The organism is Bifidobacterium callimiconis (assembly GCF_003952005.1).
Taxonomy (GTDB): Bacteria; Actinomycetota; Actinomycetes; order Actinomycetales; family Bifidobacteriaceae; genus Galliscardovia; species Galliscardovia callimiconis.
In genome coordinates this window covers 123,841-150,667 of the sequence record NZ_QXGJ01000007.1, presented here as the reverse complement: position 1 = coordinate 150,667, position 26,827 = coordinate 123,841, and the positions used below count along the sequence as shown (strand labels likewise).

General features: G+C 63.0%; 33 protein-coding genes and 1 tRNA gene. 1 reads left to right on the top strand and 33 read right to left on the bottom strand.

What is annotated here, in order from left to right:
• Positions 1-239: 239 nt before the first annotated feature.
• The 6 genes from D2E23_RS07955 to nusA all read right to left on the bottom strand — a co-directional run bounded on the left by D2E23_RS07955 (position 240) and on the right by nusA (position 8,908).
• Positions 240-1,109 carry an SDR family NAD(P)-dependent oxidoreductase gene (locus D2E23_RS07955; protein WP_164520737.1) on the bottom strand — a complete coding sequence of 290 codons (870 nt, stop codon included), beginning with the start codon at positions 1,107-1,109 and terminating at the stop codon, positions 240-242.
• 189 nt (positions 1,110-1,298) lie between these two features.
• Complete coding sequence (ribF, locus tag D2E23_RS07950; RefSeq protein WP_126030382.1) at positions 1,299-2,471, bottom strand: bifunctional riboflavin kinase/FMN adenylyltransferase; 1,173 nt, start codon at positions 2,469-2,471, stop codon at positions 1,299-1,301.
• A gap of 154 nt (positions 2,472-2,625) precedes the next feature.
• A complete protein-coding gene (locus tag D2E23_RS07945; protein WP_241227254.1) occupies positions 2,626-3,864 on the bottom strand; it encodes a tRNA pseudouridine synthase B in 1,239 nt (412 codons plus the stop codon).
• A 70-nt stretch (positions 3,865-3,934) separates the two neighbouring features.
• Positions 3,935-4,471 (bottom strand): 30S ribosome-binding factor RbfA, encoded by a 537-nt coding sequence (rbfA, locus tag D2E23_RS07940; protein WP_126030415.1) that lies wholly within the window; start codon positions 4,469-4,471, stop codon positions 3,935-3,937.
• A gap of 194 nt (positions 4,472-4,665) precedes the next feature.
• Positions 4,666-7,566 (bottom strand): translation initiation factor IF-2, encoded by a 2,901-nt coding sequence (gene infB / locus D2E23_RS07935; RefSeq protein ID WP_126030380.1) that lies wholly within the window; start codon positions 7,564-7,566, stop codon positions 4,666-4,668.
• Positions 7,567-7,879: 313 nt separating this feature from the next.
• On the bottom strand, positions 7,880-8,908 hold the full coding sequence (nusA, locus tag D2E23_RS07930; RefSeq protein ID WP_126030379.1) for a transcription termination factor NusA: 1,029 nt from the start codon (positions 8,906-8,908) through the stop codon (positions 7,880-7,882).
• 157 nt (positions 8,909-9,065) lie between these two features.
• Between nusA and D2E23_RS07925 the strand changes: the two genes are divergently transcribed.
• On the top strand, positions 9,066-10,088 hold the full coding sequence (locus D2E23_RS07925; RefSeq protein ID WP_126030378.1) for a hypothetical protein: 1,023 nt from the start codon (positions 9,066-9,068) through the stop codon (positions 10,086-10,088).
• Positions 10,089-10,166: 78 nt separating this feature from the next.
• Here the strand turns inward: D2E23_RS07925 and D2E23_RS07920 are convergent.
• The 27 genes from D2E23_RS07920 to rplV all read right to left on the bottom strand — a co-directional run bounded on the left by D2E23_RS07920 (position 10,167) and on the right by rplV (position 26,827).
• Positions 10,167-10,255: transfer RNA gene (locus tag D2E23_RS07920), tRNA-Ser, on the bottom strand.
• An 87-nt stretch (positions 10,256-10,342) separates the two neighbouring features.
• Positions 10,343-11,149, bottom strand: a complete 807-nt coding sequence (locus D2E23_RS07915) for a transglutaminase family protein (RefSeq protein ID WP_126030377.1) — start codon at positions 11,147-11,149, stop codon at positions 10,343-10,345.
• Between the two features lie 196 nt (positions 11,150-11,345).
• Positions 11,346-13,502 carry a circularly permuted type 2 ATP-grasp protein gene (locus D2E23_RS07910; RefSeq protein WP_126030376.1) on the bottom strand — a complete coding sequence of 719 codons (2,157 nt, stop codon included), beginning with the start codon at positions 13,500-13,502 and terminating at the stop codon, positions 11,346-11,348.
• A 380-nt stretch (positions 13,503-13,882) separates the two neighbouring features.
• Complete coding sequence (gene truA, locus D2E23_RS07905) at positions 13,883-14,797, bottom strand: tRNA pseudouridine(38-40) synthase TruA (protein WP_126030375.1); 915 nt, start codon at positions 14,795-14,797, stop codon at positions 13,883-13,885.
• A 358-nt stretch (positions 14,798-15,155) separates the two neighbouring features.
• Complete coding sequence (gene rplQ / locus D2E23_RS07900; RefSeq protein WP_093959594.1) at positions 15,156-15,668, bottom strand: 50S ribosomal protein L17; 513 nt, start codon at positions 15,666-15,668, stop codon at positions 15,156-15,158.
• Between the two features lie 122 nt (positions 15,669-15,790).
• The gene (locus D2E23_RS07895; RefSeq protein WP_093959595.1) at positions 15,791-16,786 is read right to left on the bottom strand and encodes a DNA-directed RNA polymerase subunit alpha; all 996 of its coding nucleotides are present in this window, start codon (positions 16,784-16,786) and stop codon (positions 15,791-15,793) included.
• 79 nt (positions 16,787-16,865) lie between these two features.
• Entirely contained in the window at positions 16,866-17,264 is a 399-nt protein-coding gene (gene rpsK / locus D2E23_RS07890) for a 30S ribosomal protein S11 (protein ID WP_093959596.1), read from the bottom strand.
• Between the two features lie 89 nt (positions 17,265-17,353).
• On the bottom strand, positions 17,354-17,725 hold the full coding sequence (rpsM, locus tag D2E23_RS07885; RefSeq protein WP_093959597.1) for a 30S ribosomal protein S13: 372 nt from the start codon (positions 17,723-17,725) through the stop codon (positions 17,354-17,356).
• A 141-nt stretch (positions 17,726-17,866) separates the two neighbouring features.
• Complete coding sequence (gene rpmJ / locus D2E23_RS07880) at positions 17,867-17,980, bottom strand: 50S ribosomal protein L36 (protein WP_093959598.1); 114 nt, start codon at positions 17,978-17,980, stop codon at positions 17,867-17,869.
• A 10-nt stretch (positions 17,981-17,990) separates the two neighbouring features.
• Positions 17,991-18,209: a translation initiation factor IF-1 gene (gene infA, locus D2E23_RS07875; RefSeq protein ID WP_004268611.1), complete on the bottom strand. Its 219-nt coding sequence runs from the start codon at positions 18,207-18,209 to the stop codon at positions 17,991-17,993.
• Between the two features lie 146 nt (positions 18,210-18,355).
• On the bottom strand, positions 18,356-18,922 hold the full coding sequence (locus D2E23_RS07870) for an adenylate kinase (protein WP_093959602.1): 567 nt from the start codon (positions 18,920-18,922) through the stop codon (positions 18,356-18,358).
• A 1-nt stretch (position 18,923) separates the two neighbouring features.
• Entirely contained in the window at positions 18,924-20,261 is a 1,338-nt protein-coding gene (gene secY / locus D2E23_RS07865; RefSeq protein ID WP_126030374.1) for a preprotein translocase subunit SecY, read from the bottom strand.
• A gap of 128 nt (positions 20,262-20,389) precedes the next feature.
• Positions 20,390-20,854: a 50S ribosomal protein L15 gene (gene rplO, locus D2E23_RS07860; RefSeq protein ID WP_093959604.1), complete on the bottom strand. Its 465-nt coding sequence runs from the start codon at positions 20,852-20,854 to the stop codon at positions 20,390-20,392.
• Positions 20,855-20,856: 2 nt separating this feature from the next.
• A complete protein-coding gene (gene rpmD / locus D2E23_RS07855) occupies positions 20,857-21,039 on the bottom strand; it encodes a 50S ribosomal protein L30 (protein WP_093959605.1) in 183 nt (60 codons plus the stop codon).
• Entirely contained in the window at positions 21,039-21,770 is a 732-nt protein-coding gene (rpsE, locus tag D2E23_RS07850; RefSeq protein WP_093959606.1) for a 30S ribosomal protein S5, read from the bottom strand. The genes rpmD and rpsE overlap by 1 nt, the downstream gene beginning before the upstream one ends.
• Positions 21,767-22,138, bottom strand: a complete 372-nt coding sequence (gene rplR, locus D2E23_RS07845) for a 50S ribosomal protein L18 (RefSeq protein ID WP_093959607.1) — start codon at positions 22,136-22,138, stop codon at positions 21,767-21,769. Before rplR ends, rpsE begins: the two co-directional genes overlap by 4 nt.
• A 1-nt stretch (position 22,139) precedes the next feature.
• Complete coding sequence (rplF, locus tag D2E23_RS07840; protein WP_093959608.1) at positions 22,140-22,679, bottom strand: 50S ribosomal protein L6; 540 nt, start codon at positions 22,677-22,679, stop codon at positions 22,140-22,142.
• 17 nt (positions 22,680-22,696) lie between these two features.
• Positions 22,697-23,095 (bottom strand): 30S ribosomal protein S8, encoded by a 399-nt coding sequence (rpsH, locus tag D2E23_RS07835; RefSeq protein ID WP_093959609.1) that lies wholly within the window; start codon positions 23,093-23,095, stop codon positions 22,697-22,699.
• An 81-nt stretch (positions 23,096-23,176) separates the two neighbouring features.
• Positions 23,177-23,362: a type Z 30S ribosomal protein S14 gene (locus tag D2E23_RS07830; RefSeq protein ID WP_033493929.1), complete on the bottom strand. Its 186-nt coding sequence runs from the start codon at positions 23,360-23,362 to the stop codon at positions 23,177-23,179.
• A gap of 1 nt (position 23,363) precedes the next feature.
• The gene (gene rplE / locus D2E23_RS07825) at positions 23,364-23,936 is read right to left on the bottom strand and encodes a 50S ribosomal protein L5 (protein ID WP_093959610.1); all 573 of its coding nucleotides are present in this window, start codon (positions 23,934-23,936) and stop codon (positions 23,364-23,366) included.
• On the bottom strand, positions 23,933-24,268 hold the full coding sequence (rplX, locus tag D2E23_RS07820; protein WP_093959611.1) for a 50S ribosomal protein L24: 336 nt from the start codon (positions 24,266-24,268) through the stop codon (positions 23,933-23,935). Before rplX ends, rplE begins: the two co-directional genes overlap by 4 nt.
• Complete coding sequence (gene rplN / locus D2E23_RS07815) at positions 24,269-24,637, bottom strand: 50S ribosomal protein L14 (RefSeq protein WP_093959612.1); 369 nt, start codon at positions 24,635-24,637, stop codon at positions 24,269-24,271.
• A 91-nt stretch (positions 24,638-24,728) separates the two neighbouring features.
• Positions 24,729-24,989 carry a 30S ribosomal protein S17 gene (rpsQ, locus tag D2E23_RS07810; protein ID WP_093959613.1) on the bottom strand — a complete coding sequence of 87 codons (261 nt, stop codon included), beginning with the start codon at positions 24,987-24,989 and terminating at the stop codon, positions 24,729-24,731.
• 2 nt (positions 24,990-24,991) lie between these two features.
• A complete protein-coding gene (gene rpmC, locus D2E23_RS07805; RefSeq protein WP_094662405.1) occupies positions 24,992-25,246 on the bottom strand; it encodes a 50S ribosomal protein L29 in 255 nt (84 codons plus the stop codon).
• Positions 25,246-25,665, bottom strand: coding sequence for a 50S ribosomal protein L16 (rplP, locus tag D2E23_RS07800; RefSeq protein ID WP_093959615.1), 420 nt, complete (start codon positions 25,663-25,665; stop codon positions 25,246-25,248). Before rplP ends, rpmC begins: the two co-directional genes overlap by 1 nt.
• A gap of 5 nt (positions 25,666-25,670) precedes the next feature.
• Positions 25,671-26,468: a 30S ribosomal protein S3 gene (rpsC, locus tag D2E23_RS07795; protein WP_093959616.1), complete on the bottom strand. Its 798-nt coding sequence runs from the start codon at positions 26,466-26,468 to the stop codon at positions 25,671-25,673.
• Positions 26,468-26,827, bottom strand: coding sequence for a 50S ribosomal protein L22 (gene rplV, locus D2E23_RS07790; protein ID WP_093959617.1), 360 nt, complete (start codon positions 26,825-26,827; stop codon positions 26,468-26,470). The genes rpsC and rplV overlap by 1 nt, the downstream gene beginning before the upstream one ends.

Below are 26,827 nucleotides of genomic sequence, written 5' to 3'. Positions count from 1 at the left end.
TGGATTTGATAGCCAGATACGGCGTGGAAGCGCACGCCCTCCCTCAGACCGCCTTCGGCGGCCAGCTCCCTCCCACGGAGGGAGCACACGCAACCCCAGCGTTCTCCCTCCACGGGAGGGAGATGTCATGACGCACGTCATGACAGAGGGAGGGATCAGGCACCTTCATACCACGCAATCCCTCCCTCAGACCGTCCTACGACCGGCCAGCTCCCTCCCACGGAGAGAGCACACCGATGCTATGCGTGGCCCTGGGGCGAGCCGTCGAGGTGCTGGAGGCGCAGCTGGGACCACATGAGCGCGCGAACCGGAAGCAGCTTCGAGGCGGCGAAGATGGCCTTGGCCGGAAGACCCGGCAACGACAGCGCGCGCCCGAGGAACATATCGTTGATGATGCGCCTGACCACGGCGGTCGCGTCCATGATGCCGAGGAAGTTGGTGAACGGCCGTGCGCCGGATGATGAGGATGATGAGGACGCCGACGAGGCCGACTCTCCAGCCCGGCCCCAAGCACCCCCGCTCCCCTGCGCCCGTGCGATGAACTCGGTGCGCACCCAGTACGGGCAGGCCGCCGTGACCTTGATGCCCCGGTGGGCGAGCTCCCGGCCGAGCGCGCGCGACCAGCTGACCATGAACGCCTTGGTGGCCGCGTACACGTTGATATAGGGGCAGGGCAGGAATCCGCTGATCGAGCACAGGTTCATCACGCGTGCGCCGGCGCGCATGTATGGCAGACTGTGCGTGGTGATGGCGATGGGCGCCTTGATGTTGAGGTCGACCATGTTCAGATGCGTCCGCAGCGGCACGTTTTCGAAGTGGTCCATCGCACCGAATCCGGCACAGTTGGCGAGGATCGTGATGTTCGGTCGCTCCTCGGCAAGCAGCTGACAGTAGGCATCGATGTCGTCGGGATCGGTAAGGTCCAATGCCAGCGGCCGGACGGGAACCGGCACGGCATGCTCAAGTTCCTCAAGTCGTTCACGACGTCGGGCGATCACCCAGATCTCATCGGCGTCCACACGACCGACCGACGCCCAGTAGGCGATCTGATGCGTGAACTCGCGGCCCATGCCGCTCGATGCTCCGGTGACGACGATGATATTGCTCATGGCCAGCACTCCTTTGTTCTGTACCATCTCATTCCCATGCACCAGTGTATGCAGTGTATGCGCCGATCTGCGATCGTCCCCCGGTTAGTGTGATCACACTGGGAATCAGTTAGTGTGATCACACTAGTTTAGGTCTGCATGATGCGGTTCAGGCCTGCGAGTACCGGCTCGCAGCCTGCACGAATGGCGTCAGGCCTGTGCGCAGATGGCCTTGGTCTGTTCCACGTTGCGCTTGAGCTCGTCGACCAGCGCCTCGGCGGAGTCGAAATGCACCTGCGGGCGCAGGAATTCCACGAATTCGGCGCGCACGGTGTGATCGTACAGATCCAGCCATTCCGCGTTGCCGTCGGCGTCGACGGGCGCGATCGCGTACGCCTCAAGCACGCGCGCCTCGGGCTCGTCGAACGTCTCCTTGGTGCCGATGGAGATGGCGGAGGCGTAGCGACGCTCCTCGCCGGTCTGCGGATCGGTGTCGATCAGCCAGCCGGCGTACACGCCGTCGGCGGGCATGTAGCCGTGCACGTCCTTGGCCACGTTCGCGGTGGGGAAGCCGAGCGTGCGGCCACGCTGCTTGCCGCCGATCACCACGCCCTCAACGGCGTGCGGACGGCCCAGAATATCCGACGCGGCCTTCACCCTGCCCTGCGACAGCAGGAACCGCACGTACGACGAACTCCATGCGCGCACCAGACGGTTCGGTGTCTTCTTGCTCAGCGCACGACGTTCGGCCTTGGTGAGTCCGGAGTCGGGATCGTTCACGCGGGCGAGCTCGGCGGCCGCTTCGGGCGAGGCGTTCTCGTCCAGGGGGATGCGCACTTCGCCGGGGCCACGATCGTCGACCACATCCACCTGGAACATGCGCGTGGCTTGGGCGACCGAGTCGATGGCCTTTACGTCGCCGGCCCGTCCGGCGCCCATGCGACCGTCCTTGCCGATGACCAGCGTGTGCAGGCCGATCTTGCCGACCATCTGGCCGAGGAAATACTGGTACGACTTGGCGCCGAACTCGAGCGTGTAGCGCACCACGAGCGCGTGCTCGATGCCGGTCGCTTCGATGAGCTTGAGTCGACGGTCGATGCCGGTCAGCGCGTCGGTGTCCGGATACTCCTGATCGTTCGGCAGCTCCTGGCCGTCATGGGAGGCCGCATACTCGTGCACGACGGACGGACGCGGGTCGAATACGATGGCCACGGAGATGGCACCGTAGCTCTTGGCCAGGTCGACCGCACGGCGAAGCACCGCCTGATGCCCCTTGTGTACGCCGTCGAAGCTGCCGACGGCCACGACGGTTCGCTTGTTCTGTCCGAACGGCGGCCATGCCAGCATGCCTTCGGTGTCGGGGATCAGTGTGGTGATCTTCATGGTTCCTCGTTCCGTATTGCCGTGTGCCCACAATGTTTTGGTTTCACGTGGCACATTTCACGCTGCGTGTTTCACGCACTTCCTGTTTTCCGATGTTCAAGCTTACGATAACGGCTCGGCAGCGGCCTTCCGACCGTGGTCGTCCGTTTGCCGTCTACTCCCCCGCCGACGCAGCCGGGAACACGACGGTCGGCTTGGACTGATGGGAGTTGGCACGTTCGACGATGGCGGCAAGATCGTCGCCGGCGATGGCCGCGGTGGGCTCCTTGACCGTGTGCCCGATGCGACGTCCGAAGCGCAGTTCCCGTGCCTCCTCGCCGGTGATGTCGAGGCACGGCATGGTCAGGCGCGCGGCGGCCGGCATGTCGATCATGCGGGTGAGCAGGGCCGTGCGACGATCCACGTCTCCCGTCTCGCCAGACACGGCCGTTTCGGGAACGTCGAGAATCGCCTTGGCTCTGGTGATGGTCTCGCCGTCGCGGTTGGTGAAGGTGCGGTTCTCCGTGTGCGCGGTGACCACGGTCGTCGCGGTGACGTCGAAGGAGCCCACGCGGGTGCGGCGCAGACGTGTCAGATGGCCACCGACGCCGAGCGCGCGGCCAAGATCACGGGCCAGGGCGCGGATGTAGGTGCCGGAGGAGCAGGTGACGCGTACGGTGAGGTCGAGGTGAGGGGTATTGCGTTCGGTGAAGGGGGCAAGCCCTCCCTCAGTCACGCCGGTCGGCGTGACAGCTCCATCCCTTGGAGGGAGCACGGAGGAATTAGAGGCAGTCACGTCGTAGTCGAGGATGGTGAAGTCGTGGATGGTGATGGGACGGGCTTCGAGTTCCACGTCCTTGCCCTCACGGGCCAGATCGTAGGCGCGCTGACCGTGGATCTTGATCGCGGAGAACGTGCTGGGCACCTGTTCGATACGGCCGAGGAAATGCTCGGCGATCGTCCGTTCGACCGTCTCACGGGTCAGTGCGTGCAGACGTGCGGTGACCTCATCCTGCGTCGGTTCGTCATCGGCTGGTTCGTCATCGATTTCCGTGGATTCGTCGACGGATACGGTCGCGGCATCGTCCGCCGTGGCGACGCTCTGCGAAACGTCGCTCCCCCACGGCAGGATGTCGCCGTCGGCATCGTCGGTCGTGGTGCGCTGTCCGAGACGGATCGTGGCCTCGTACGTCTTGTCCGCGCCGACGATGTAGTTGAGCAGTCGCGTGGCGTATCCGAATCCGACGACCAGCACGCCGGTGGCCATCGGGTCGAGCGTGCCGGCATGGCCCACGCGGCGCATGTGCAGCGCGCCACGCACGGCGGCGACCACGTCGTGACTGGTCACGCCCTGCGGTTTGTCGATCACCAGAATGCCGGACACGTCCGGGGTCTTAGAAGAACGCGCTGCCAATATCAATCCTTCTTGCTCGTTGTGGATAACCACCGGCTCCCCTCCCTGAGGGGAGCCTATGCGATTAGGGTCAGGCCATGAAGTGGGCGTCGGCCTCGGGGGTTTCGGCCTCGGAGTCGTCGTCGGCATCGACGTCGTCGGAGTCCTCATCGAACTCGTCATCGTCGGCCGCGGGCTCATCGTGGCGGTACGGATCGGCCTCACCGGCGTACTGCGCGTTCTCACGGGCCTTGGCGAGCTCAGCGTCGCGCTTGAGCGCCACGGTGAGGATGTCCTCGATCTCGGTGGCCTCAGACGGCACGTCATCATACTTGAACTCGAGCACGGGGGTCAGACGCAGGCCGGCCTTGTGTCCCACGTGGGAACGCAGACGGCCCTTGGCCTGGTTGAGGGCCTGGGCGGCACGGCGGCGCTGCCCCTTTTCCTTGCCGTCGTCGCCCAGCTGGGTCCAGAAGATGCGGGCGATCTGCATATCGTTGGTCACGCGCACGTCGGTGATGGTGACACCGGAGAGACGGGGGTCATGCAGCTCACGCTCGAGGGACTGCGCGACCACGCGCTTGATCAGTCCCGCGATGCGCACTGCGCGAGGATTGGTTCCGGACATCATGTCCCTTTCTCGATAACGGATTTTTCAAACGAACTATTGATGAGCAGATACAATCGACTCCCCTCCGGAGGGGGAGCTGTCTGCGAAAGCAGACTGAGGGGAGGTCTCAACGTCGATGGTCGGCGACGCTTGACCTCCCCTCAGACCGCCTCCGGCGGCCAGCTCCCCTCCGGAGGGGAGCCTATGACACACTACTGGCGCTCGACCTCACGCATTTCGAAGGTCTCGATGATATCGCCCTCCTGGATGTCGTTGAAGTTGCCCAGGTTGATACCGGCCTCGTAGCCTTCCTTGACGGAAGTGACGTCGTCCTTGAAACGACGCAGCGAGGAGATCTCCAGATCGTTGACCGTGGCCACGCCGTTGCGCAGAATACGGCACTTCGTTCCACGCTTGACCTCGCCGTCCTGCACCATGACGCCGGCGATGTTGCCGAACTTGGAGGAGCGGAAGATCTCGCGGATCTCGGAGTGGGAGGTGACGACCTCCTCGTATTCCGGCTTGAGCATGCCCTTGAGGGACGCCTCGACATCCTCGATGGCCTTGTAGATGATCGAGTAGTACTTGATCTCCACGCCCTCGCGCTCGGCGAGGTCGGCCACCTGACGGTTCGGACGCACGTTGAAGCCGATGATCACGGCCTTGTCGACCGTGGCCAGGTTCACGTCGTTCTGCGTAATGGCGCCGACGCCGCGGTGGATGACCTGGATGCCGACCTCGTCGGACACCTCGATCTTCATCAGGGAGTCTTCCAGCGCCTCCACGGAACCGGAGGAATCGCCCTTGATGACGATGTTGAGCATGTCGATCTCGGACTTGGCGAACTGCTCCTTGAGGCTCTCGAGCGAGACGACCTTGCGACGCTTGGCCAGCTGGGCGGCGCGCTCGGTCGCCTGACGCTTCTCGGCGATCTGACGGGCGGTGCGATCGTCCGGCGCGACCAGGAACAGGTCACCGGCGGTCGGCACGGAGGTAAGACCAAGCACCTGCACCGGGGTGGAGGGCGCGGCTTCCTTCATCTGCTTGCCGTTCTCGTCGAGCATGGCGCGGACGCGGCCGTACGAGGTACCGGCCACGATGGCGTCGCCCACGTGGAGCGTACCCTGCTGCACGAGCACGGTCGCCACGGCGCCGCGACCCTTGTCGAGTCGGGCTTCCACGGTGGCGCCACGGGCATCCATATCCGGGTTGGCGCGCAGATCGAGCGTGGCGTCGGCGGTCAGCAGCACGGCTTCGAGGAGCTTGTCCACGTTGATGTTCTGCTTGGCGGAGATGTCGACGAACATGGTGTCGCCGCCGTACTCCTCCGGCACCAGACCGAACTCGGTGAGCTGGCCGCGCACCTTGTCGGGGTTGGCGCCCGGCTTATCGATCTTGTTCACGGCGACCACGATCGGCACGTTGGCGGCCTGAGCGTGGTTGATGGCCTCCACGGTCTGCGGCATCACACCGTCGTCGGCGGCGACCACGAGGATCGCGACATCGGTGAGCTCGGCACCACGGGCACGCATGGCGGTGAACGCCTCGTGGCCAGGGGTATCGAGGAACGTGAGCTTGCGGCGCTCGCCGTTCAGATCCACGGACACCTGGTAGGCACCGATGCGCTGCGTGATGCCGCCGGCCTCGCCTGCGATGACGTTGGTCTTGCGGATCGTGTCGAGCAGTCGGGTCTTACCGTGATCGACGTGGCCCATGACGGTGACCACCGGCGGACGCGGCTTGAGATCCTCGTCGTCCTGCAGCTCTTCCTCGTCGAGGTCGATGTCGAACTGCTGCAGCAGCTCCTTGTCCTCTTCCTCGGCGGAGACGATCTTGATGTTCCAGCCGATCTCCTCGCCCAGAATCTGGAACGTGGATTCGTCAAGCGACTGCGTGGCCGTGGCCATCTCACCCAGGTGGAACAGCACGGTGACCAGGGATGCCGCGTTGACATTGATCTTCTCGGCCAGATCGGACAGGGATGCGCCCTGACGAAGCTTGATGGTCTGTCCGTTGCCGGAGGGGATGCGCACGCCGCCGATGACGGGTGCCTTCATCTCCTCGAACTCATGCCTCCTTGCGCGACGCGCCTTGCGCGCCTTGGAGGAACGGCTGCCCTGACGGCCGAATGCGCCTGCGGCACCGCCGCGGCCGCCGCGGCCGCCGCGGCCGCCGCGACCGCCACCCTGCTGAGGACCATTGGTCGGCGTGCCGTTGCCGGCACCCGGACGCGGAGCGCCACCGCCGAAACGGTTGCCGCCCGGACGCGGAGCGCCATTGCCGGCACCCTGACCGGGACGGCTGTGGCCCCACTGGTTCGGCCTGCCCTGACCGTTGCGGCCCGGACGTGCACCCGGAGTCGGCCTGCCGCCGCCCTGACCGGGACGACCGCCGCGACGGTTGTTGTTCACCGTGGGGCGGGCCATCGGATGCGGACGCGGGATGTCACCCGGAGTGGGCACGCTCATGCCCTGCTTGCGGCTGAACGGATTGTTACCCGGACGCGGGCCCGGAGTGGGGGCCGCGGAGGAACGCTGCTCGCCGGCGGGGGCGTTGCCGCCCGGCTGCACGCCACCGTGGGGACGCGGACCACGCGGGTTCTGCGAACGACCCGGCTGCGGGCGTCCGCCATGATTCTGCGGGGATGCGCCACGACGATCGCCGGGATGCGGAGCCGCGCCACGTCCGCCCTGCGGACGGGGACGGGCACCGCGATGATCACCGGGGGTCGGAGCGTGGGCGGAACGCGGCGACGGAGCCGGTGCCGCGGCATGAGGCTTGGGAGTAGCCGCCGGCGCGTGCGGGGCCGCGGGCTTGGCAGCCGACGGCACATGCGGGGCGGGATGGGGGGTGGCCGGACGGGCTTCGCCGGAATTCGCCGGCTTCTTCGCCATCGGCTTCGGGGCCGGCTTGGCATGGGGCCTGGCCGGCGTGCTCTTATCGGACTTCTCTCCGGAAGGCTGGAACGCAGCCTTGAGCTTGCGCACTACGGGCGCTTCAACGGTGGACGAAGCCGACTTCACGAACTCGTCCATTTCCTTGAGCTTGTCAAGGACGGTCTTGCTGTCAACACCAAACTGCTTGGCTAATTCATATACGCGTGCTTTGGGCACCAATATCTCCTATTCCCGACCGCGCATATGGTTCCGCGCGATCAATGATCACTGATGGTGAACATGTCCTGTCTCATCGTGCGACCATGGTTGTGTTACCTCGTTCTTTGCTGAAAGAAGGCATACTACACCCTCCGTTTCAGGTACCGCTGCAAGCATACTCAGCCCTATGGATTGCAACGGCGGCGAAAAACGCCGATGTGTCGCGCGCCGTGCGCGATTTATGCGAATCGGGACGGGCGTCATAATCAACGACGTCCGTCCCGATTCACGTCATGTCACCGCCGCGATTACCGCGGATCGGCGACAGGGATCAGTGCTCGCCCTGCTCGGCCTTCTTGGCACGGGCCTCCTCGGACTCGATGCCGATCTTCCAGCCGGTGAGCTTGGCGGCCAGACGGGCGTTCTGCCCCTCCTTGCCGATGGCCAGCGACAGCTGATCGTCGTGGATGAACGCGATCGCCGTCTTGTTCTTCTCGCTGACGACCTGCACCTCGGTGGCGTGTGCCGGGGACAGCGCTGCGGCGACGAACTGCGCCGGATCCGCCGACCAGTCGACGATATCGATCTTCTCCTGACCCAGGTTCTCCATCACCGCACGCACACGCGAACCGCCGGGGCCGATCAGCGCACCCTTCGGATTCACACCCTGCGCATTGGCGCGCACCGCGATCTTCGTGCGGGCGCCGGCCTCACGCGCGATCGACATGATCGACACCGCACCACTGGCCAGTTCCGGCACCTCACGCTCGAACAGACGACGAACCAGCTCCGGATGCGAACGGGACACGATGATCTCCGGGCCCTTGAGGCCACGAGCCACATTCACCACGTACACACGCAGGCGCTCACCGTGACGATAGCGTTCGCCCGGCACCTGCTCGCGACGGGGCAGGATAGCCTCCACGTCACCCACGGCCACATGCACGTTGGCCGGATCCTTCGCATCCTGCTGCACGATACCGGTGATCAGGTTGCCCTTCTGACCGGAGAACGCGCCGAACACCTTTTCATCGGCGGCGCGACGGAACAGCTGCGTAATGACCTGACGAGCGGTCGCGGCGGCAAGACGGCCGAAATCGCGGGGGGTGTCGTCGTACTCCTCACCCAGCTGGGGAGCGGGATGGGGGTTGTCTTCCGTGGGTTCCTGAGGAATCTCATCCTGAGCCCAGACCGTGAACGATCCGGCGCGGGCGTCGAGTTCCACGCGGGCGTGCTTCGCCGCATGAGGGGTTTTCAGGTAAGCGAGACGCAGGGCTTCTGCCAGTGCGTTATCCAGAGTCTCGGCATCTATTCCCTGCTCAGCAGCGAGCTGATGCATTCCTGCCAAGTCCAATTCCATGCCCAAGACCTCCCATATGAAGTTATAGCGGGCACCCTGCCCGCGAAATGGTCTGCAACGGCTATTAGTCTAACGTTTCATGCAGACACCACTATGCGCTTACGGCGAATTCAGGGATGGGGCAGGCCACGGCAACGGACGCGGCTTACGAAGGGGAATGGCCGTTCTCGATATCCATGGTGGTCGTGTCAGCCGCGGCATTCACAGGCTTTTCGGTCGCCGCGCCTCCGTCGTCAATACGTTCGCACCGGTGCTCACGGCATTCATGTCGCTGATGTGCTGTCTGGGTCTGCTCGCCGTGCTCCCCTCCCCCGCCGCCTTAGCCGCGGCCCCCGGCATCAGCGGACGCGGCACCGACGAATCCGATCTCAGCGCATGCGAGCGCGCACTGTCGTTGGGGTTCGGCGATACGGAACGGTATCAGTCGTCATTGCCGTCGTATCTTCGCCTGTTTTCCGCGGTAGACGGACAGTCGCGCTGGCACACGGCCGCGGTGGAATGCCCGCAACGGTTCGCGGAGGGCACCGTACGGAGTGCGCTGGCTGCTCACGCGGCGAATACGCTTGCCGCACGTACCGGCATCAATGGCGTCGTTTCCACATCGTCGACGTCGTTGGACGATGATCTGACGCTGCATGTCGACGCGTCGACCGCCGCCGGACTGTCGTTGGCCGAGGATCGCGCCGGCTTCGCGTTCGAGATCCTTGCGGCCCGTCACAATGCGGATGCCACGTTGTACAAGATCAGCGATCAGCGCAAGTCGAACGCGCAGATTCTGGCCACCGCGGTCGCACAGGAGTCCGATCCTCGTCAGAAGGTCTACGCCGTGGATTCGTTGATCGCCAATCCCAATGAAACGGTCGATCCGACGAATGGTCTGAAGGCGTCCACCACGGCCGTCGTGGAGATGAACTGCGCGTTGGAGCAGCTTGACGCGGTGAGCGCCATGACCGGAAAGAATTCCAATTCGACGGCGAGCGCTTCGTCTCAGTCCGGCTCGACCGCATCGGCCGCGTCTGGCTCATCGACTGAATCGACTAAATCGTCGTCCGGCTCATCGTCGTCCCGCACCGATACGGAGACCCATGATCTCACCGTGATCTCCGACCTCATTTCCGCGCATATCGCCACGGCTCTCGATCTCGGCTACCCCGCATTGGAGACCGCGCTGCTGAAGTAGTTTGGGTCGCCGAAGGACGGACTGAAGGACGACTGGGGAAAAACAAAAATCCCGGAATCGTAGGATTCCGGGATTCGATGGCGGATAAGGCGAGATTCGAACTCGCGGAGGGGGTTGCCCTCACACGCTTTCGAGGCGTGCTCCTTCGACCGCTCGGACACTTATCCATCGTTGTCGCAAAAGACAACTTGACTAGTATGCCACGTTTTGCGGACAATGCAAAATCATCGCGTCGTCGAAGTGTCGCGCATGATTCAGGCCTGCGGGCCCTGTTCGTGTACGGAGGCGTTGACCCACTGATCCTGCTGCACGTTGTTGCCGCAGAACACGCCGATGTCGAGCATGCAGTCGCGGTAGTCACGACCGTGGGCGATGGTGATGTAATTGTCGTCGACCATACGGTTGTGCGTGGGGTCAAGTCCGATCCAACGATCCTTGTGATACACCTCGACCCATGCGTGCGTGGCTCCCTCGCCGCCCAGCAGACCGGCGATGTAGCGCGCGGTGAGACCCACGTGACGGCATACGGACAGCATCACGTGCGCGTAATCCTGACACACGCCCTTGCCCTGAGCGAGTGCCTCCTCGGCAGTGGTGCGCACGGTCGTGGACTTGGGCGTGTACGTGAACGCCTTGTACACCTCGTCCATCACCACCTGTCCCACGGCAACCGGAGAACCGGAATTGCGCTCCGCGCGCAGACGGTCCTTGCACCGTTCGATCAGCGCCGTGATGGCCGGACCGGGCACGGTGAGCGCGGAATCGAAACGATAGAGCGGCTTGTAGATCTCGGGTTTGATATTGGCGTTGTCGACGAACGCGATGCCGGTCACCCGATAGTTGAAGTGGTTGTGCGGTTCGGGAATGAAGCCCGTCATGACCACCGAATCGAATGAGTCGATGGCGGTTTCGGCCTCCACATGCGGATCGATGACGACCTTGGTGTCGACTACCTGCTGACGCGGACCGGTGGCGGGAATGCACCTGAGCTGGAAACGATGATCGGTCACGGGCGAGCTGAACGACAGCTTCATCTCGTAATCAAAATACAGTTTCTTCAACGATTCTCTCCTTGGGCGCCGGACGCAAACCTACTTTATTCTAGTTCCCGGCAAAAACGAGCGTGCCTCGTGTTCCAGATGTGCACATCCGGTACACGAGGCGACGGTGCGGGGGTCTTCCTCATTCCCCTCCCCTCAGTCAGCTTCGCTGACAGCTCCCCTCGGGGAGGGGAGCCAGAGAGATGGGGGCTGGGAGCTAGAGGTTCAGGGTGTTGACTTCGGTGAGCGGGCGCAGCGTTTCGGCGGTCACGCGGTCGCTGAATCCCTCCTGGAACTTCTTGAGCGTTTCCGCCAGTTCGGCGTATCCGCGCTGCGGCAGCTGGCCGATGAGCCAGCGCAGGCCGGAGGCGAAGCATTCGGGCACCGGCAGGCCGTCGAGGGTCATGGCGTAGTTGACGAGTTTGCGGATCGGCGCCTTGAGTTCGGCGGAGGACACCGACAGTCGCGTGTACAGGTCGAGTCGTTCCAGATACTTGCCAATGAACAGGAACGCCTTGAGCGTCTGGTCGATCGTGGAGTTCTCGATCGCGCCCCAGAAGGCGAGCAGATCGTCGTTCACATCACGCTGCGCGTAGATGTCCTCGGCGTCGGAGCTCAACGCGGTCGCGTCGGCGATGCTGCTCAACGCCATCTCCACATACTGCAGCACGCGGGATGTGAGTTCGGGACGCAGAATCACCGCATTGTTGAACGCGCAGTCCATGGCGCTGCGCACCGAATTCGGGTTGCTCTTGTCATACAGGAACGTGTGAATGAACGCGTCGAAGTCCTCGAAATCCTCCGGCAGATCGAGCGCACGGGCGAACGGGCGGAACGCATCCACATCGGTGTCCATCACCTGATCGTAGAACGGGAAGAACCGGGTGAGCGTGGTGAACACACGTTCGGTGTAACGACCCAGCCAGTACAGGTTGTCGGCCTTGGACGCGGTGAGCAGCGCGAGGCTGTGACGTTCGGAGTCGGCGATGATGCGTTCGCTGGCCCACTCGTTCTTCAGCGACTCGCCTTCGCCTGCGAGCACCCACGTGTCCTTGAATCCACCACCCTGCGACGAGTTGACGATCATCTGACCAGGGATCGACGAGTAGCGGGTCAGACCCGAATACCATACGTGCGTGTCCGGTCCGGTGACCACGAAGGCGCGCAGATCGGCCTTGCGCGGCTCCATGCGGCCGGTGTTCGGATCCACCACGTTGATGTCGCGGAACTGGATGACCTCCTGGGCGATGAACCGGCGCGGTTCGGCCTTGATCTTGTCGGCGAGCTCCTCGCGCTGGCGGGCGTCCAGGCTCGAACCGAACACCACGCCGTAGCCGCCGGCTTCGGCCACGTCCTTGATCACGAGTTCGCCGAGTCGGTCGAGCACCGTCTTGCGATCGTCGTTGAACATGGGCATGTAGGTGGGTGCGTTGTGCAGGATCGGATCCTCGTGCAGATAGTACTGGATCATGGCCGGCACGAAGTAGTAGATGGCCTTGTCGTCGGCGGCGCCGTTGCCCGGCGCGTTCATGATGGCCACGTTGCCGGCACGGTAGGCGCCGAGCAGTCCGGGCACGCCGATCACCGAGTCGGCGTTGAACGCGAACGGATCCAGATACTCGTCGGACAGACGACGGTAGACCACGCCCACGCGATGCTTCCTGCCGGAGTAGTCAATGAAGTACAGTTCGTTGTTCTCCACCTCCAGATCCTCGGGGAACGCGAGCACGGCACCGGTCTTCTCGGCCAGATAGGCGTGCTCGAAGAACGCGGAGTTGAACCGGCCCGGCGTGAGCACCACGGCGATGCCCTCGGTGGAGACGAAATCCATGGATCGGCGCAGCATCGTCGGGTAGGCACGATTGTCGCGCACGCGCACGTCACGGAACAGTCGCGGCGAGATCCTGCGTTCGATGTCACGTACGAACAGCGGGTAGCTGGCACCGGACGGGATGCGCAGATTGTCCTCGAGCACCCACCAGCGGCCGTCCTCGCCCTGCACCAGATCCTCGCCGGCGATGTGCGCGAACACGCCGCCGGGAGGGGTCACGCCATTGACCTGCGGAAAGTAGCCCTCGGACGTGTACACGTACTCCTCGGGGATCACGCCGTCGTGCACGATGCGCTTGTCGGAGTAGATGTCCTTGAGGTAGGCGTTCAGCGCGTTCACACGCTGCTTGAGGCCCCGGTCGAGTTCGTCGAACTCGTCGGATTCGATGATGCGCGGCACGGGATCGTAGGGGAACAGCTGGTCGTGGTACTGGCCGTTCTTGTAGATGCCGAACCGCACGCCGTTACGGCTCAGCTCACGATTGATCGCAGCCCTGCGGTCCACCAGTTCGGAGGCCATCTTCTGCGCTTTTGACTCGATCACTACCCATTCCTCCCGTTGCACGCCATAGCTTCATGCCATACCTGAGAAGGCGTGATACGGCCTTCCCCGTAAGAACAGTCTCACCCTAGCCGTGTGCCGTTAACGGAAGCCCACACTAATGTTTCCAATATGCTTCGGGGGTGCGGGGAGGGCTCCCCTCAGTCAGGCGTACGGCTTTGTGTCCGCGCCGGGGACTGCAAACTCGAGCCGGTGGGCTCCCCTCAGTCAGCTGCGCTGACAGCTCCCCTCGGAGAGGGGAACCACTGGTATGACGCTTGCAAGGCTCGGCTCCCCTCTTTGAGGGGAGCTGGCGGCGAAGCCGTCTGAGGGGAGGTGCGCCCAGACACCAGTCACATCCAAAACAGTGAAGTCGCCCACGCTCACAGTGTGCGCACGGCACGGATGGCCTGGGCGCGTTCGGCGAGCTGATCGTCAGGCGGGTAGGCCACATATTCGAGGGTAAGTCCCTTGGCCGCCGCCGGCCCCGTGGACCCTTCGCGCTTGGGTTCGGCCATCTTCTGTGCGAACCAGTCCACGCTCTTGCGGCCGCGCCCCACCTGCAGACATCCGTTGACCAGCGACCGGACCATGTTGCGGGCGAAGGCGTCGGCCACGATGGTGAAGCACAACAGTCCCGATTCCGCGTACGGCACCGGTTCGCCATAGCCTCCGTCGACCACTCCCCCATGCAGCATCACGCCCGGATCCACGCGACGCCACCGCGCGTACTTGACCGCACGAATGGTGGTGCCGCCCGGGTTCGGCGTGGCGAACGAGCCGAAGTCATGCAGTCCGATGGTGAGCGCCGCCGCCCGGTTCATGGCATCCATGTCGAGCGTCTCGTCGATGGCGACGACGAATCCGCGGGTTCGGGGATCGACGAATCGTCCGTTGTCGCATACCCGATACACGTAGGTGCGTTCGAGCGCGGAGAATCGTGCATCGAATCCGTCGGGTGCGCGGCGCACACGATGAATGGCGATATCGTCGGGCAGCACACGCTGCAGTCGTCGCTCCAACGCGATCTCCGGAGTCACGTCCATGTGTCCCACGGCCCGTGCGATCACGTCTTCGGGAATGTCGATGTGGCATACCTGATGCAGGGCGTGCACGCCGGTGTCGGTACGACCGGCCACCACGAGACGGATTTCGGGGGCGTTGGGATCGTCCGTGCGCACGCGCAGCACCTTGCGGATCGCCGCCTCGATCTCCCCCTGTACGGTACGCAGTTCAGGCTGTCGCGCCCAACCGTAGAATCCACCGCCGTCATATCCCAGATCAATCCTCAAACGCATACGTCCATGCTGACGAAAGGGGGCGACCGAGTGGATTGCGACGCTGGGAGACATCTTGGAACAAGGCGGTTGGGCGTGTGGAAGGTTGATGTGGACGGTCGGGATGGGGATGTCCGGCCAAGTTGGGATGGGATCCCTCCCTCTGTCATGACGTTCCGTCATGACATCTCCCTCCCGTGGAGGGAGAACGCTGGGGATCTGTGTGCTCCCTCCCGTGGAGGGAGCTGGCCGCCGAAGGCGGACTGAGGGAGGGAACCACCCGGCACCCGGACAACAAAAAAGGTCGGAACCCGTTCATGTGGAACGGATTCCGACCTGTGAGCCTGAGTTCAGAGCCCTATGCCTTGTGGCGAGTGATTCACTCGGCCTTCTCGGCGGTCTCCTCGGCGGGAGCCTCAGCAGCGGCCTCGACCGGAGCCTCGGTGGCCTCGGCGACGGGGGCTTCGGCTTCCTTCTCAGCAGCGACCTTGGTGGCGGCCTCAGCCTCGGCAACGGTGGCCTTCTTGGCGCTCAGCGGCTCGGTGACGAGCTCGATGACGGCCATCTGGGCGTTGTCGCCGTGACGGGAAGCGATCTTGGTGATGCGGGTGTAGCCGCCCTCACGCTGCTCCATCATTTCGGCGATCTGGGTGAACAGCATGTGCACCACGGACTTGTTGCGGATGACGCGCATCACGCGACGGCGGGAGTGCAGGTCGCCACGCTTGGCGAACGTGATCAGGCGCTCGGCGAGCGGACGAAGACGCTTGGCCTTGGGCAGCGTGGTGGTGATGCGGCCGTTCTGGAAGAGGCTGGTCGCCATGTTGGCGAGCATCAGGCGCTCATGCGCGGGGCTGGAGGCCAGGCGCGGGCCCTTCTTGGGTGTAGGCATTGTAATTACTCCTTATGTCCCGTGCCGGCGCAGGAGGGCAGAGGCCCAAACGTCTGCATGGCACGGGGCTTATTGTTCAAGGAAGACGTTCGTCTTCCCTTCAGGCGAGTTCGCCGGGGCGATCACTCGTCTTCCGGGGAGAAGAACGTGCCTCCTTCGAGATTGATGGTATCGAGACCCAGCGGCGAAGCCTTCAGCGACAGGCCCAGGCCCTGCAGCTTTTCCTTGACTTCGTCGATGGACTTCATACCGAAATTGCGGATGTCGAGCAGATCCTGCTCCGTGTGGGCGACCAGCTCGCCGATCGTCGAGATGCCCTCGCGCTTCAGGCAGTTGTAGCTGCGCTGGGTGAGGTTCAGCTCCTCGATCGGAACCGCCATTTCGGGGTTGGCTTCTTCCACAACCGGAACCGGACCGACCTCGATACCTTCGGCCTGGTTGTTGAGCTCACGGCAGAGGCTGAACAGCTCAACGAGGGTCGAACCCGCGGAAGCCACGGCGTCGCGCGGGGAGATGGCCGGCTTGGTCTCCACGTCGAGGATCAGCTTGTCGAAGTCGGTGCGCTGCTCCACGCGGGTGGCCTCGACCTTGTAGCTGACCTTGAGCACCGGAGAGTAGATGGAATCCACCGGAATGCGACCGATTTCGCCCGTCTCCTGCTTGTTCATCTGAGCGGGCACGTAGCCACGGCCACGCTCGACGGTGAACTCGATCTCCAGGGAGCCATCCTCGGCGAGGGTGGCGATGTGAAGATCCGGGTTCGAGATGACGACGCCGGCCGGAGGCGTGATGTCGCCGGCAGTGGCCTCGCCCTCGCCGTTCTTGCGCAGGTACATGACGACGGGCTCGTCATATTCGCTCGTCAGCACGAGGTTCTTGAGGTTCAGGAGGATCTCAGCGACATCCTCCTTCACGCCCGGAAGCGTGGTGAACTCGTGCTGGGCACCGTCGATGCGCACGCTCGTCACTGCGGCTCCGGGGATGGAGCTCAGCAGCGTACGACGGAGCGAGTTGCCGAGCGTGTAGCCGAAGCCAGGCTCGAGCGGCTCGATGGTGAAGCGCGAACGCTGGGGATTAAGGACTTCCTCAGTCAGGGTCGGACGCTGGGCAATAAGCACTTTTCTTATCCTTTCAGCTCGAACCGGTTGTGCACGCACCGGCTCTCGCGGGTTGGACGTTTACTTTCTAGTCAGTGCTTCAGACGCGGCGACGCTTCGGGGGGCGAACGCCGTTGTGAGCCTGCGGGGTGACGTCGGAGATGGAACCGACCTCAAGGCCTGCGGACTGCAGGGAGCGGATGGCGGTCTCACGACCGGAACCCGGGCCTTTCACGAACACGTCGACCTTCTTGACGCCGTGCTCCATGGCCTTGCGGGCAGCAGCCTCGGCGGCCATGCCAGCGGCGTACGGCGTGGACTTACGAGAGCCCTTGAAGCCGACATCGCCACCGGACGCCCAGGAGACGACGGCACCGGACGGATCGGTGATCGAGATGATCGTGTTGTTGAATGTGGACTTGATGTGCGCCTGTCCGACGGGAACCGACTTACGGTCCCTACGACGGGGCTTGCGCGTGGCCTGCTTCGCAGCTGCCATGGATCCTCGTTTCCTAGATTACGAATATTTCCTATGGTCTAGGCGATGAGAGCGAACTCTCGTGGCCTAGGCGCGTGCCTGAGAGAAAATCAGGCCTTCTTCTTACCGGCGACCGTGCGCTTCGGGCCCTTGCGGGTACGGGCGTTGGTCTTGGTACGCTGGCCACGCACGGGCAGGTGCTTACGGTGGCGCATGCCCTGGTAGCAATTGATCTGGATCTTACGGCGGATATCCGCATCCACCTCACGACGCAGATCGCCCTCGATCTTGTAATTACCCTCGAGGTAATCACGCAGCGTGATCAGCTGCTCATCGGAGAGGTCCTTGACGCGGGTGTCCGGGTTGATACCGGTCGCTGCGAGCGTTTCCTTCGCACGAGTGCGTCCCACACCGAAGATGTAGGTGAGGGCGATCTCAATGCGCTTCTCATTGGGGATGTCGACTCCGGCAAGACGTGCCATTGCGATTCCTTCTGTTCATCGGAGGTCTTACGCCAAATCGTCCGAGTTCACGGCCCAGGCCTCCGCACCTGGGGTTCAACGCCGCATATGGTGGTGCGTACGCTGTGATTTAGCGCCTGATTATTGCCGCTGGGTCTGCTCTCAGCCCTGGCGCTGCTTGTGGCGCGGGTTTTCGCAGATCACCATGACGCGGCCGTGACGACGGATCACGCGGCACTTGTCGCAGATCTTCTTCACACTGGGGCTGACCTTCATGGTTTTCCTTTTACTTGTAACGGTAGGTAATGCGGCCGCGGTTCAGGTCGTACGGGCTCATTTCCAGCACGACGCGATCCTGCGGGAGGATGCGAATGTAGTTCTTCCGCATCTTTCCGGAGATGGTCGCCAGAACGATGTGCTTGTTTTCCAGTTCGACACGGAACATTGCGTTCGGCAATGCTTCGACAACACGACCTTCTACCTCAATCACACCGTCTTTTGCCATGAGCTCCTGATCCGATCCTTGGCTACAATTACTTAAAGATATGCCCGAAGACACACCAAATAGACAATATAACAGAGACACGACGTGTCCGCAAGTCGAGCGGACACGTCGTGTCTCAATATATATGGCTGTTATGGAAGAACCACTCAGCGGGCGTCGAGGGCGCTGACGATGTTCGCCTGGATGGCGTCGATCTCGCCCACGCCGTCGATCTTGACCAGCAGACCGCGCTCGGCATAGGTGTCGAGCAGCGGAGCGGTCTCCTTGGCGTACACGTCAAGACGCTTGGCGATGGCCTCCGGGGTGTCGTCGGAACGACCCTCGATCTCGGCGCGCTTCTTCATGCGCTCCATCAGCACGTCGTGGTCGGCGTCGAGCGCCACCACGGCGTTGAGCGGGGTGCCCAGCTTGGCAAGGATGCCGTCGAGGGCCTCAACCTGGGAGGCGTTGCGCGGGTAGCCGTCGAGGATCCAGCCGTTCTTAGCGTCGTCTTGGGCCAGACGGTCCTCGACGATGCGGTTGGTCAGCTCGTCGGGAACCAGCTCGCCCTTGTCGATGTACTTGAGGGCCTCCACGCCCAGCTCCGTCTTGTTCTTGATGTTGAAGCGGAAGATGTCGCCGGTGGAGATGGTCGGGATGCCGTAGTGCTCGGCCAGCTTGGCCGCCTGGGTACCCTTGCCTACGCCCTGCGGGCCCATGATGAGGAGTCGCATATCACTTGCTTTCTGTGTTGGTTTCGTCTTCCAGAAGGAAGCCTTCGTACTGGAACTGTTCGGTGCGGGCCTTGGCCTGACGCAGCGTGTCGAGGCCCACGCCCGCGATGATCAGGATCGTGGTGCCACCGAACGGCAGCTTGGCGTTGAGGCTCAGCGCCATGATCAGCACGGTCGGGATCAGGGCCACGAACAGCAGGTAGACCGCACCGACCGTGTTGAGACGGTTCATCACGTAGGTGAGGTACTGGCTGGTGGCGCGTCCGGCGCGGATGCCGGGGATGAAGCCGCCGTACTGCTTCATGTTGTCCGCGGTCTCGTCGGTGTTGAACGTGATCGACGTGTAGAAGAAGCAGAAGAACACGATCATCACCGCGTACAGGGCGATGTACCACACGCTCGTGGTGTTCGCCAGATTCGTGTTGATCCACTTGACCCACGCCTGATCGGTCTTGCCGAACTGCGCGATCAGCGTCGGCACGGCCAGGATCGACGACGCGAAGATCGGCGGGATCACGCCGCTCATGTTGATCTTCAACGGCAGGTACGTGCTGGTGCCGCCGTACATCTTGCGGCCGATCATGCGACGCGTGTACTGCACGGGGATGCGGCGCTGGGCCAGCTCCACGTACACCACGAAGATCAGGATCACGATGAGCGTGCCCACGACGATGCCGAACTTGGTCCAGTCGCCGTCCGCGCCGTTGGTGCCGTAGCCGATCTCCCACAGCTGCGGCAGGAAGCCGGAGCAGATGGACATGAAGATCAGCACGCTCATGCCGTTGCCGATGGCCTTGTCGGTGATGAGCTCGGCCATCCACATGATCAGGCCGGTGCCGCCGGTCATGATCAGGATCATGACGATGAGGTTCCACACGGAGTTGTCAGGGATGATCTTGGTGCCGTCGCAGGCGTAGCCGAACAGGGCGCCGGTGCGGGCGGTCACGAGGATCGTGGTGGACTGCAGCACGGCCAGGCCGATGGTGAGGTAACGCGTGTACTGCGTGAGCTTGGCCTCACCGGACTGACCCTCCTTGTGCAGGGCCTCGAACCTCGGGATGACCACGCGCAGCAGCTGCACCACGATGGATGCGGTGATGTAGGGCATGATGCCCAGCGCGAAGATCGACAGCTGCAGCAATGCGCCGCCGGAGAAGAGGTTGACCAGACCGATGAAGTCCTCGTTGGTGGTGCCGGCCACGCAATCCTGTACCGCGGTGTAGTCCACGCCCGGGGTCGGAATGAACGATCCGATTCGGTAGATGATGATGATACCGAAGATGAAGAGGATCTTGTTCCTCAACTCCTTGGTACGGAGAGCCTGAATAAGCGTTCTCACTGGGTGTTCCTCCCTTGGTGTTCATGCGCGTGACACGCACAAACACACAGTGTACACATACGCAATGACCCTCCCCACAGTTGAGTGGGGAGGGTCATTGCATTAGCTAGAAGCCTTCTCCCGGGGAATTACTCCTCGGAGATGGAGCCTCCGGCAGCCTCGATCTTGGACTTCGCGGAAGCGGAGACCTTCACGCCCTTGAGGGTGAAGGCGGCAGCCACTTCGCCGTCACCGAGGACCTTGACCGGGAAGCCCTTGCGGACTGCACCCTTGGCCACAAGATCCTCGACGGTCACTTCGCCACCCTGCGGGTAGAGCTCAGCGAGACGGGCGAGGTTCACGACCTGGAACTGCTTCTTGAACGGGCTCTTGAAGCCGCGCAGCTTCGGAAGGCGCATGTACAGCGGCAGCTGTCCACCTTCGAAGCCCGGACGAACCGAGTAGCGGGCCTTGGTGCCCTTGGTGCCACGACCGGAGGTCTTACCCTTGGAGCCTTCACCACGACCGACACGGATGCGGTCCTTGTTGGCGCCGGGGGCAGGACGCAGGTCATGCATGCGGATGATCGTGACTTCTTCGTTGTTCTCAGCCATAATCAGTCTGCCTCCTCAACGGTGACCATGTGGCGGATCTTGTCGATCATGCCACGGTACACGGGGGTGTCCTCACGGATAACGGACTGGCCGATCTTGCGCAGGCCGAGGGACTGGGCGTTAGCCTTCTGCACCTCGGTCTTGCCGGCAAAACCACGGACCAGCGTGATCTTCAGGTTAGCCATCACTCACCGTCCTTTTCTTCAGCGGCCTTGGCGGCAGCAGCCTCTTCACGAGCCTTGCGGGCCTCGGCGATGCCAGCGGCACGCTCGCGGAGCAGGGACTCGGGAGCAACCTCTTCGAGGCTCAAGCCACGACGGGCAGCAACCTCTTCGGGCTCTTCGAGCTGCTTCAGGGCGTCCACAACAGCGTTCACGGTGTTGATCGCGTTGGAGGAGCCCATGGACTTGGTCAGGATGTCGGAGATGCCAGCGCACTCCAGGACGGCACGGACCGGGCCACCGGCGATAACACCGGTACCCGGAGCAGCCGGACGCAGCAGCACGGTGCCGGCGGCGTCGTGACCGATCACCGGGTGGGTGATGGTGCCACGCACGCGCGGAACGGTGAACATGTGCTTCTTGGCGTCGAGCTGGCCCTTGGCGATAGCAGCCGGGACCTCGCGGGACTTGCCGTAGCCCACGCCGACGGTGCCGTTGCCGTCACCGACGACCACGAGAGCGGCGAAGCTGAACGTACGACCACCCTTGTGGGTCTTGGCCACACGGTTGATGGTGACCACGCGGTCCATCAGCTCGTCGCCACGGTTCTCCTCGCGACGGTTGCGACGCTCGCCACGACGACCTTCGCCACGACCGCCACGGCGGCCCTTGCGATCCTCGTTCTTGGAGGCGGCTTCGGTTTCGTTCTTCGAATCTTCAGCCACTTGGGTTTCCTTCACTTCGTTGTCGCTCACAGTGCCAGACCTCCCTCGCGGGCGCCTTCAGCAACGGCTGCGACGCGACCATGGTACTTGTTGCCACCGCGGTCGAACACAACGGCGGTGATGCCAGCGGCCTTGGCCTTCTCGGCGACGAGCTCGCCCACCTTCTTGGCGGCGGCGGTCTTATCGCCCTCGAAGCCCTGGAAGTCGGCGTTCATCGTGGAGGCGCTCACCAGGGTGAAGCCCTTGGTGTCGTCCACGATCTGAGCGGTCATATGACGGTTGGAACGGGTGACGACCAGACGCGGACGCTCCGGGGTGCCGACGACCTTCTTGCGCAGACGGGCGTGACGGCGCAGACGAGCGACCTTCTTACCCTTACCGAAAATCTTGACGGACATATTACTTACCAGCCTTTCCAGCCTTGCGCAGAATGCGCTCATCCGCGTACTTAACGCCCTTGCCCTTGTAGGGTTCCGGAGCGCGGAGCTTGCGAATGTTCGCTGCAACCTGGCCGACAGCCTGCTTGTCGGTGCCCTTGACGATGAGCTCGTTCGGGTTCACGATCTCGAACTCAATGCCTTCCGGCGGGTTCACGGTGATGGTGTGGGAGTAACCCAGGAAGAACTCCAGGCCCTTGCCCTTGGCCACCACGCGGTAACCGGTACCGACGATCTGCAGGCGCTTCGCGTAGCCCTCGTGCACGCCCTTGACCATCGAGGCGATGATCGAGCGGCTCAGGCCGTGCTTGGCGCGGGTGGGACGAAGATCATCAGCCGGGGTGAGCACAATCTCGTTGTTCTCAACGACGCCGGTGATGCCTTCGGGGATGGTGTAGGAATCGGTGCCCTTCGGACCCTTGGCGGAGAACGCCTGGCCCTCGAGCTTGACCTCAACCCCAGCCGGGATGGCGATGGGGAGCTTACCAATATGCGATGCCATGTGTCAGCTCTCCTTTCTCACCACACGTAGGCGACGATCTCGCCGCCGATGCCTTCCTTGAGGCATTCCTTCTGGGTCATCAGTCCCGAGCTGGTCGAGATGATGGCGATACCAAGGCCACCCAGCGGCATGGGCAGGGCGTCGGACTTCGCGTAACGACGAAGACCGGGCTTGGAGATGCGCTTGATGCCTTCGATGCTGCGCTCGCCGTTCGGACCGTACTTGAGGGTGACCTCGAGAGTCTGGCCGACCTTGGCTTCCTTGGCGGTGAAGTCCTTGATGTAGCCTTCACGCTTCAGGATCTCGGCGATAGCAGCCTTGAACTTGGAGTACGGCATATCCACGGTCTCGTGCTTTGCCGCGCTCGCGTTGCGCAGACGCGTGAGCATGTCTGCGATGGGATCTGTCATTGTCATGTGGGCTTATGCCCTTCCTCGCCGTGGTTTCCGCCGCAACATCTCAGACGAGATGAAGCAGCGGACCTTCAGCGTCGATATTTACCAACTGGACTTCGTAACGCCGGGCAGCTCACCGCGGTGGGCCTTCTCACGAAGGCAGACGCGGCACAGACCGAACTTGCGATACACGGAATGGGGACGACCGCAGACCTGGCAGCGCGTGTAGGCGCGCACCTTGAACTTGGGCTTGCCGGCCGCCTTGTTCTTCAGAGCGGTTTTTGCCATATCAGTTCTCCTTGAACGGGAAGCCAAGGTGCTTCAGGAGAACCTGAGCTTCCTTGTCGTCCTTGGTCGAAGTCACGACGGTGATGTCCATACCACGCTGGTGATCGATCTCGTCGGGGTTGATCTCCAGGAACATGGTCTGTTCCGTCAGACCGAAGTTGTAGTTGCCGTTGCCGTCGAACTGGTTGCCGTTGATGCCGCGGAAATCGCGGATACGCGGCAGGGCCAGGGTCAGCAGGCGGTCCAGGAACTCCCACATACGATCGCCGCGGAGGGTCACGTACGCACCGATGGCCTGGCCTTCACGCAGGTGGAACTGCGCGACGGACTTCTTGGCCTTGGTGATCTTCGGCTTCTGACCGGTGATGGCGGTGAGGTCCTTGACGGCACCTTCGATGAGCTTGGAGTCACGAGCGGCAGCGCCGACGCCCATGGAGACGACGACCTTCTGCACACGGGCGACCTGCATGGGGTTGGAGTACTTGAACTCCTTCTCCAGCTCGGGGATGATGCTGTCCTTGTAGAACTGCTTCAGGCGCGGGGTGGCCGGCGCTTCGATAGTGGTATCGGTCATGCCAGCTCCTTTCCGGACTTCTTGGCGACGCGCACGCGCACCGTCTTCACCTTGCCGTCACGGGCTTCTTCCTTGACGACGACGCCGACGCGGGTCGGCTGCTTCGTCTCAGGATCGATGACCATCACGTTGGAGCGATGGATCGGAGCCTCGACGGACACGATGCCGGCCTGCTGGCCCTGCTGGGTGGCGCGGACGTGCTTCTTGACGATCTGAACACCTTCGACGATCAGGCGATCGTTCGGCAGAATGCGGAGGACCTTGCCTTCCTTACCGCGATCCTTGCCACGGATGACCTTGACCTCATCGCCGGTCTTGATCTTTGCTACCACTCAGATCACCTCCGGGGCGAGGGACACGATCTTCATGAAGCGCTTGTCGCGCAGCTCACGACCGACCGGTCCGAAAATACGAGTGCCCTTGGGTTCACGGCCGGAACCGAGAATGACAGCGGCGTTCTCGTCGAACTTGATGTAGGAGCCATCGGCGCGGCGGGTTTCCTTCACGGTACGAACGACCACGGCCTTGACCACGTCGCTCTTCTTGACCGATCCGCCGGGAATGGCGTCCTTGACAGTGGCAACGATGACGTCGCCAATGCCTGCATAGCGGCGCTTCGAACCACCGAGCACGCGGATGGTCAAGAGCTCCTTGGCACCCGTGTTGTCGGCGACACGAAGTCGCGATTCCTGCTGAATCATTGATTCTCCTTAAGCCGAGCTGGTCCTCCCCCAACACCTGGGCGGTCGTTTCCAACCGCCCAGGTGTTGGGCGAGCCTTGCCGAACTTTATTTACTTGGCGCGCTCCACGATGGCGTCCAGACGCCAGCGCTTCGTCTTGCTGATGGGCCGAGTCTCCATAATACTCACAAGGTCGCCAACGTGGGCTTCGTTGTGTTCATCATGGGCCTTGACCTTGCTGGTGGTGCGGACGACCTTGCCGTACAGCGGGTGGGTCGAACGCTGCTCGATCTCGACCGTGATGGTCTTGTCCATAGCTTCGGACACGACATAGCCACGGCGAACCTTGCGGAAGTTACGCTCTTCAGCCATGCTTACTTCTCCTCAGTCTTCTCGGATTCCGCGGGAGCCTCGGAGATACCGAGCTCGCGCTCACGCAGAACCGTGTACATGCGGGCGATGTCACGCTTCACGGCCTTGAGACGCGAAGTGTTGTCGAGCTGACCGGTCGCGTTCTGGAAGCGCAGGTTGAACAGCTCTTCCTTGGAGGTCTTCAGGGCCTCTTCGATCTCCGCGTTGGTCTTAGCGTTGAGATTCTGAATGGTGTAATCAGCGGTACCGACTGCCATCAGTTGTCACCACCTTCACGAGCAATGATCCTGCACTTCATGGGGAGCTTGTCCACGGCGCGGCGCAGAGCCTCGCGTGCGACATCCTCCGAGACACCGCCGATTTCGAACATCACGCGGCCCGGACGCACGTTGGCGATCCAGAACTCCGGGGTGCCCTTACCGGAACCCATTCGGGTGCCGAGCGGCTTCTTGGTGAGCGGACGATCAGGGAAGATCGTGATCCACACACGACCGCCACGCTTGATGTAGCGGGTCATGGCGATACGAGCCGCCTCGATCTGGCGGTTGGTCACGTAAGCCGGAGCCAGCGCCTGGATACCGAAATCGCCGAAAGCGATCTCGTTGCCGCCCTTGGACATGCCCTTGCGGACCGGACGGTGCTGCTTGCGATATTTAGTCCTCTTCGGAATAAGCATCTGGGTTACTCCTTTGCTTCCGTGGCGGGAGCGGCTTCCTTGGCCTCGGCCTGAGCCGGAGCGGCCTTGGCCTGGGCGTTGTTGCGGGAGCCACGACGCGGACGGCGGTCACCGCGGCGACCACGGCCGTTGTTCTGCTGAGCCTGCTGCTCCTCGAACTCACGCTCGGTCATGTCGCCCTTGTAGATCCACACCTTCACGCCGATGCGGCCGTAGGTGGTGCGGGCTTCGAAGAAGCCGTAGTCGATGAGGGCGCGCAGCGTCTGCAGCGGCACGCGGCCTTCGCGGTAGAACTCCGAACGGCTCATTTCGGCGCCGCCGAGACGGCCCGAGAGCTTGATACGGATACCCTTGGCACCGGCGCGCATGGCGTCCTGCTGAGCCTTGCGCATGGCGCGACGGAAGGTCACGCGGTTGGTGAGCTGCTCGGCGATGCCCTGAGCCACGAGCTGGGCGTCGATGGCGGCGTTCTTGACCTCGAAGATGTTGAGCTGGACCTGCTTGCCAGTCAGCTTCTCGAGCTTGGCGCGGACCTTGTCGGCCTCGGCGCCACGACGGCCGATGACGATGCCCGGACGAGCGGTGTGGATGTCCACACGCACGCGGTCGCGGGTGCGCTCGATCACGATGCGGGACACGCCAGCGCGCTCGAGATCGGCGTTCAGGGCCTTGCGGATCTTGTCGTCTTCGAGAACGAAGTCGCTGTAACGCTCACCGGGCTTGTTGGAATCGGAGAACCAACGGCTGCGGTGGGATTCGGTCACGCCCAGACGGTACCCAAACGGGTTGATCTTCTGACCCATTATCGGGCTCCTTCCTTGTCGGCGACGATAACCGTGATGTGGCTGGTGCGCTTGTTGATGCGAGCGGCACGGCCCTGGGCACGTGCGCGGAATCGCTTCATGGTAACGCCCTCGTCGACGAACGTTTCCTTAACGACCAGATCGTTCTCGCGGAACGCTTCGCCGGCCTTGTCGGCCTTCACGCGGGCGTTGGCGATGGCGCTCTCCAGGACCTTGCGGACCGGAACGGCCGCGTCCTGCGGAGCGAACTTGAGGATGGTCACCGCTTCGGTCGCCTGCTTGCCTCGGATGAGGTCGACGACGCGGCGAGCCTTGCGCGGCGTCACGCGGACGTGACGAGCGATTGCTTTAGCTTCCAT

Bases quoted from the DNA above. Each gene is read 5' to 3' on its own strand.
- rplN (WP_093959612.1), bottom strand. From the start codon at position 24,637: ATGATTCAGCAGGAATCGCGACTTCGTGTCGCCGACAACACGGGTGCC.
- rplV (WP_093959617.1), bottom strand. From the start codon at position 26,827: ATGGAAGCTAAAGCAATCGCTCGTCACGTCCGCGTGACGCCGCGCAAG.
- rbfA (WP_126030415.1), bottom strand. From the start codon at position 4,471: ATGTCCGGAACCAATCCTCGCGCAGTGCGCATCGCGGGACTGATCAAG.
- rplF (WP_093959608.1), bottom strand. From the start codon at position 22,679: ATGGCATCGCATATTGGTAAGCTCCCCATCGCCATCCCGGCTGGGGTT.
- infA (WP_004268611.1), bottom strand. From the start codon at position 18,209: ATGGCAAAAGACGGTGTGATTGAGGTAGAAGGTCGTGTTGTCGAAGCA.
- rplR (WP_093959607.1), bottom strand. From the start codon at position 22,138: ATGTCCGTCAAGATTTTCGGTAAGGGTAAGAAGGTCGCTCGTCTGCGC.
- rplE (WP_093959610.1), bottom strand. From the start codon at position 23,936: ATGACCGATACCACTATCGAAGCGCCGGCCACCCCGCGCCTGAAGCAG.
- D2E23_RS07925 (WP_126030378.1), top strand. From the start codon at position 9,066: ATGGCCGTTCTCGATATCCATGGTGGTCGTGTCAGCCGCGGCATTCAC.
- D2E23_RS07870 (WP_093959602.1), bottom strand. From the start codon at position 18,922: ATGCGACTCCTCATCATGGGCCCGCAGGGCGTAGGCAAGGGTACCCAG.
- rpsH (WP_093959609.1), bottom strand. From the start codon at position 23,095: ATGACAATGACAGATCCCATCGCAGACATGCTCACGCGTCTGCGCAAC.
- rpmJ (WP_093959598.1), bottom strand. From the start codon at position 17,980: ATGAAGGTCAGCCCCAGTGTGAAGAAGATCTGCGACAAGTGCCGCGTG.
- rpmC (WP_094662405.1), bottom strand. From the start codon at position 25,246: ATGGCAGTCGGTACCGCTGATTACACCATTCAGAATCTCAACGCTAAG.
- rpsC (WP_093959616.1), bottom strand. From the start codon at position 26,468: ATGGGTCAGAAGATCAACCCGTTTGGGTACCGTCTGGGCGTGACCGAA.
- rplP (WP_093959615.1), bottom strand. From the start codon at position 25,665: ATGCTTATTCCGAAGAGGACTAAATATCGCAAGCAGCACCGTCCGGTC.
- D2E23_RS07955 (WP_164520737.1), bottom strand. From the start codon at position 1,109: ATGAGCAATATCATCGTCGTCACCGGAGCATCGAGCGGCATGGGCCGC.
- rpmD (WP_093959605.1), bottom strand. From the start codon at position 21,039: ATGGCTAACCTGAAGATCACGCTGGTCCGTGGTTTTGCCGGCAAGACC.
- rpsK (WP_093959596.1), bottom strand. From the start codon at position 17,264: ATGGCAGCTGCGAAGCAGGCCACGCGCAAGCCCCGTCGTAGGGACCGT.
- D2E23_RS07830 (WP_033493929.1), bottom strand. From the start codon at position 23,362: ATGGCAAAAACCGCTCTGAAGAACAAGGCGGCCGGCAAGCCCAAGTTC.
- ribF (WP_126030382.1), bottom strand. From the start codon at position 2,471: ATGAAGATCACCACACTGATCCCCGACACCGAAGGCATGCTGGCATGG.
- rpsQ (WP_093959613.1), bottom strand. From the start codon at position 24,989: ATGGCTGAAGAGCGTAACTTCCGCAAGGTTCGCCGTGGCTATGTCGTG.
- nusA (WP_126030379.1), bottom strand. From the start codon at position 8,908: ATGGAATTGGACTTGGCAGGAATGCATCAGCTCGCTGCTGAGCAGGGA.
- rplQ (WP_093959594.1), bottom strand. From the start codon at position 15,668: ATGCCTACACCCAAGAAGGGCCCGCGCCTGGCCTCCAGCCCCGCGCAT.
- truA (WP_126030375.1), bottom strand. From the start codon at position 14,797: ATGCGTTTGAGGATTGATCTGGGATATGACGGCGGTGGATTCTACGGT.
- rpsM (WP_093959597.1), bottom strand. From the start codon at position 17,725: ATGGCACGTCTTGCCGGAGTCGACATCCCCAATGAGAAGCGCATTGAG.
- rplO (WP_093959604.1), bottom strand. From the start codon at position 20,854: ATGGCTGAGAACAACGAAGAAGTCACGATCATCCGCATGCATGACCTG.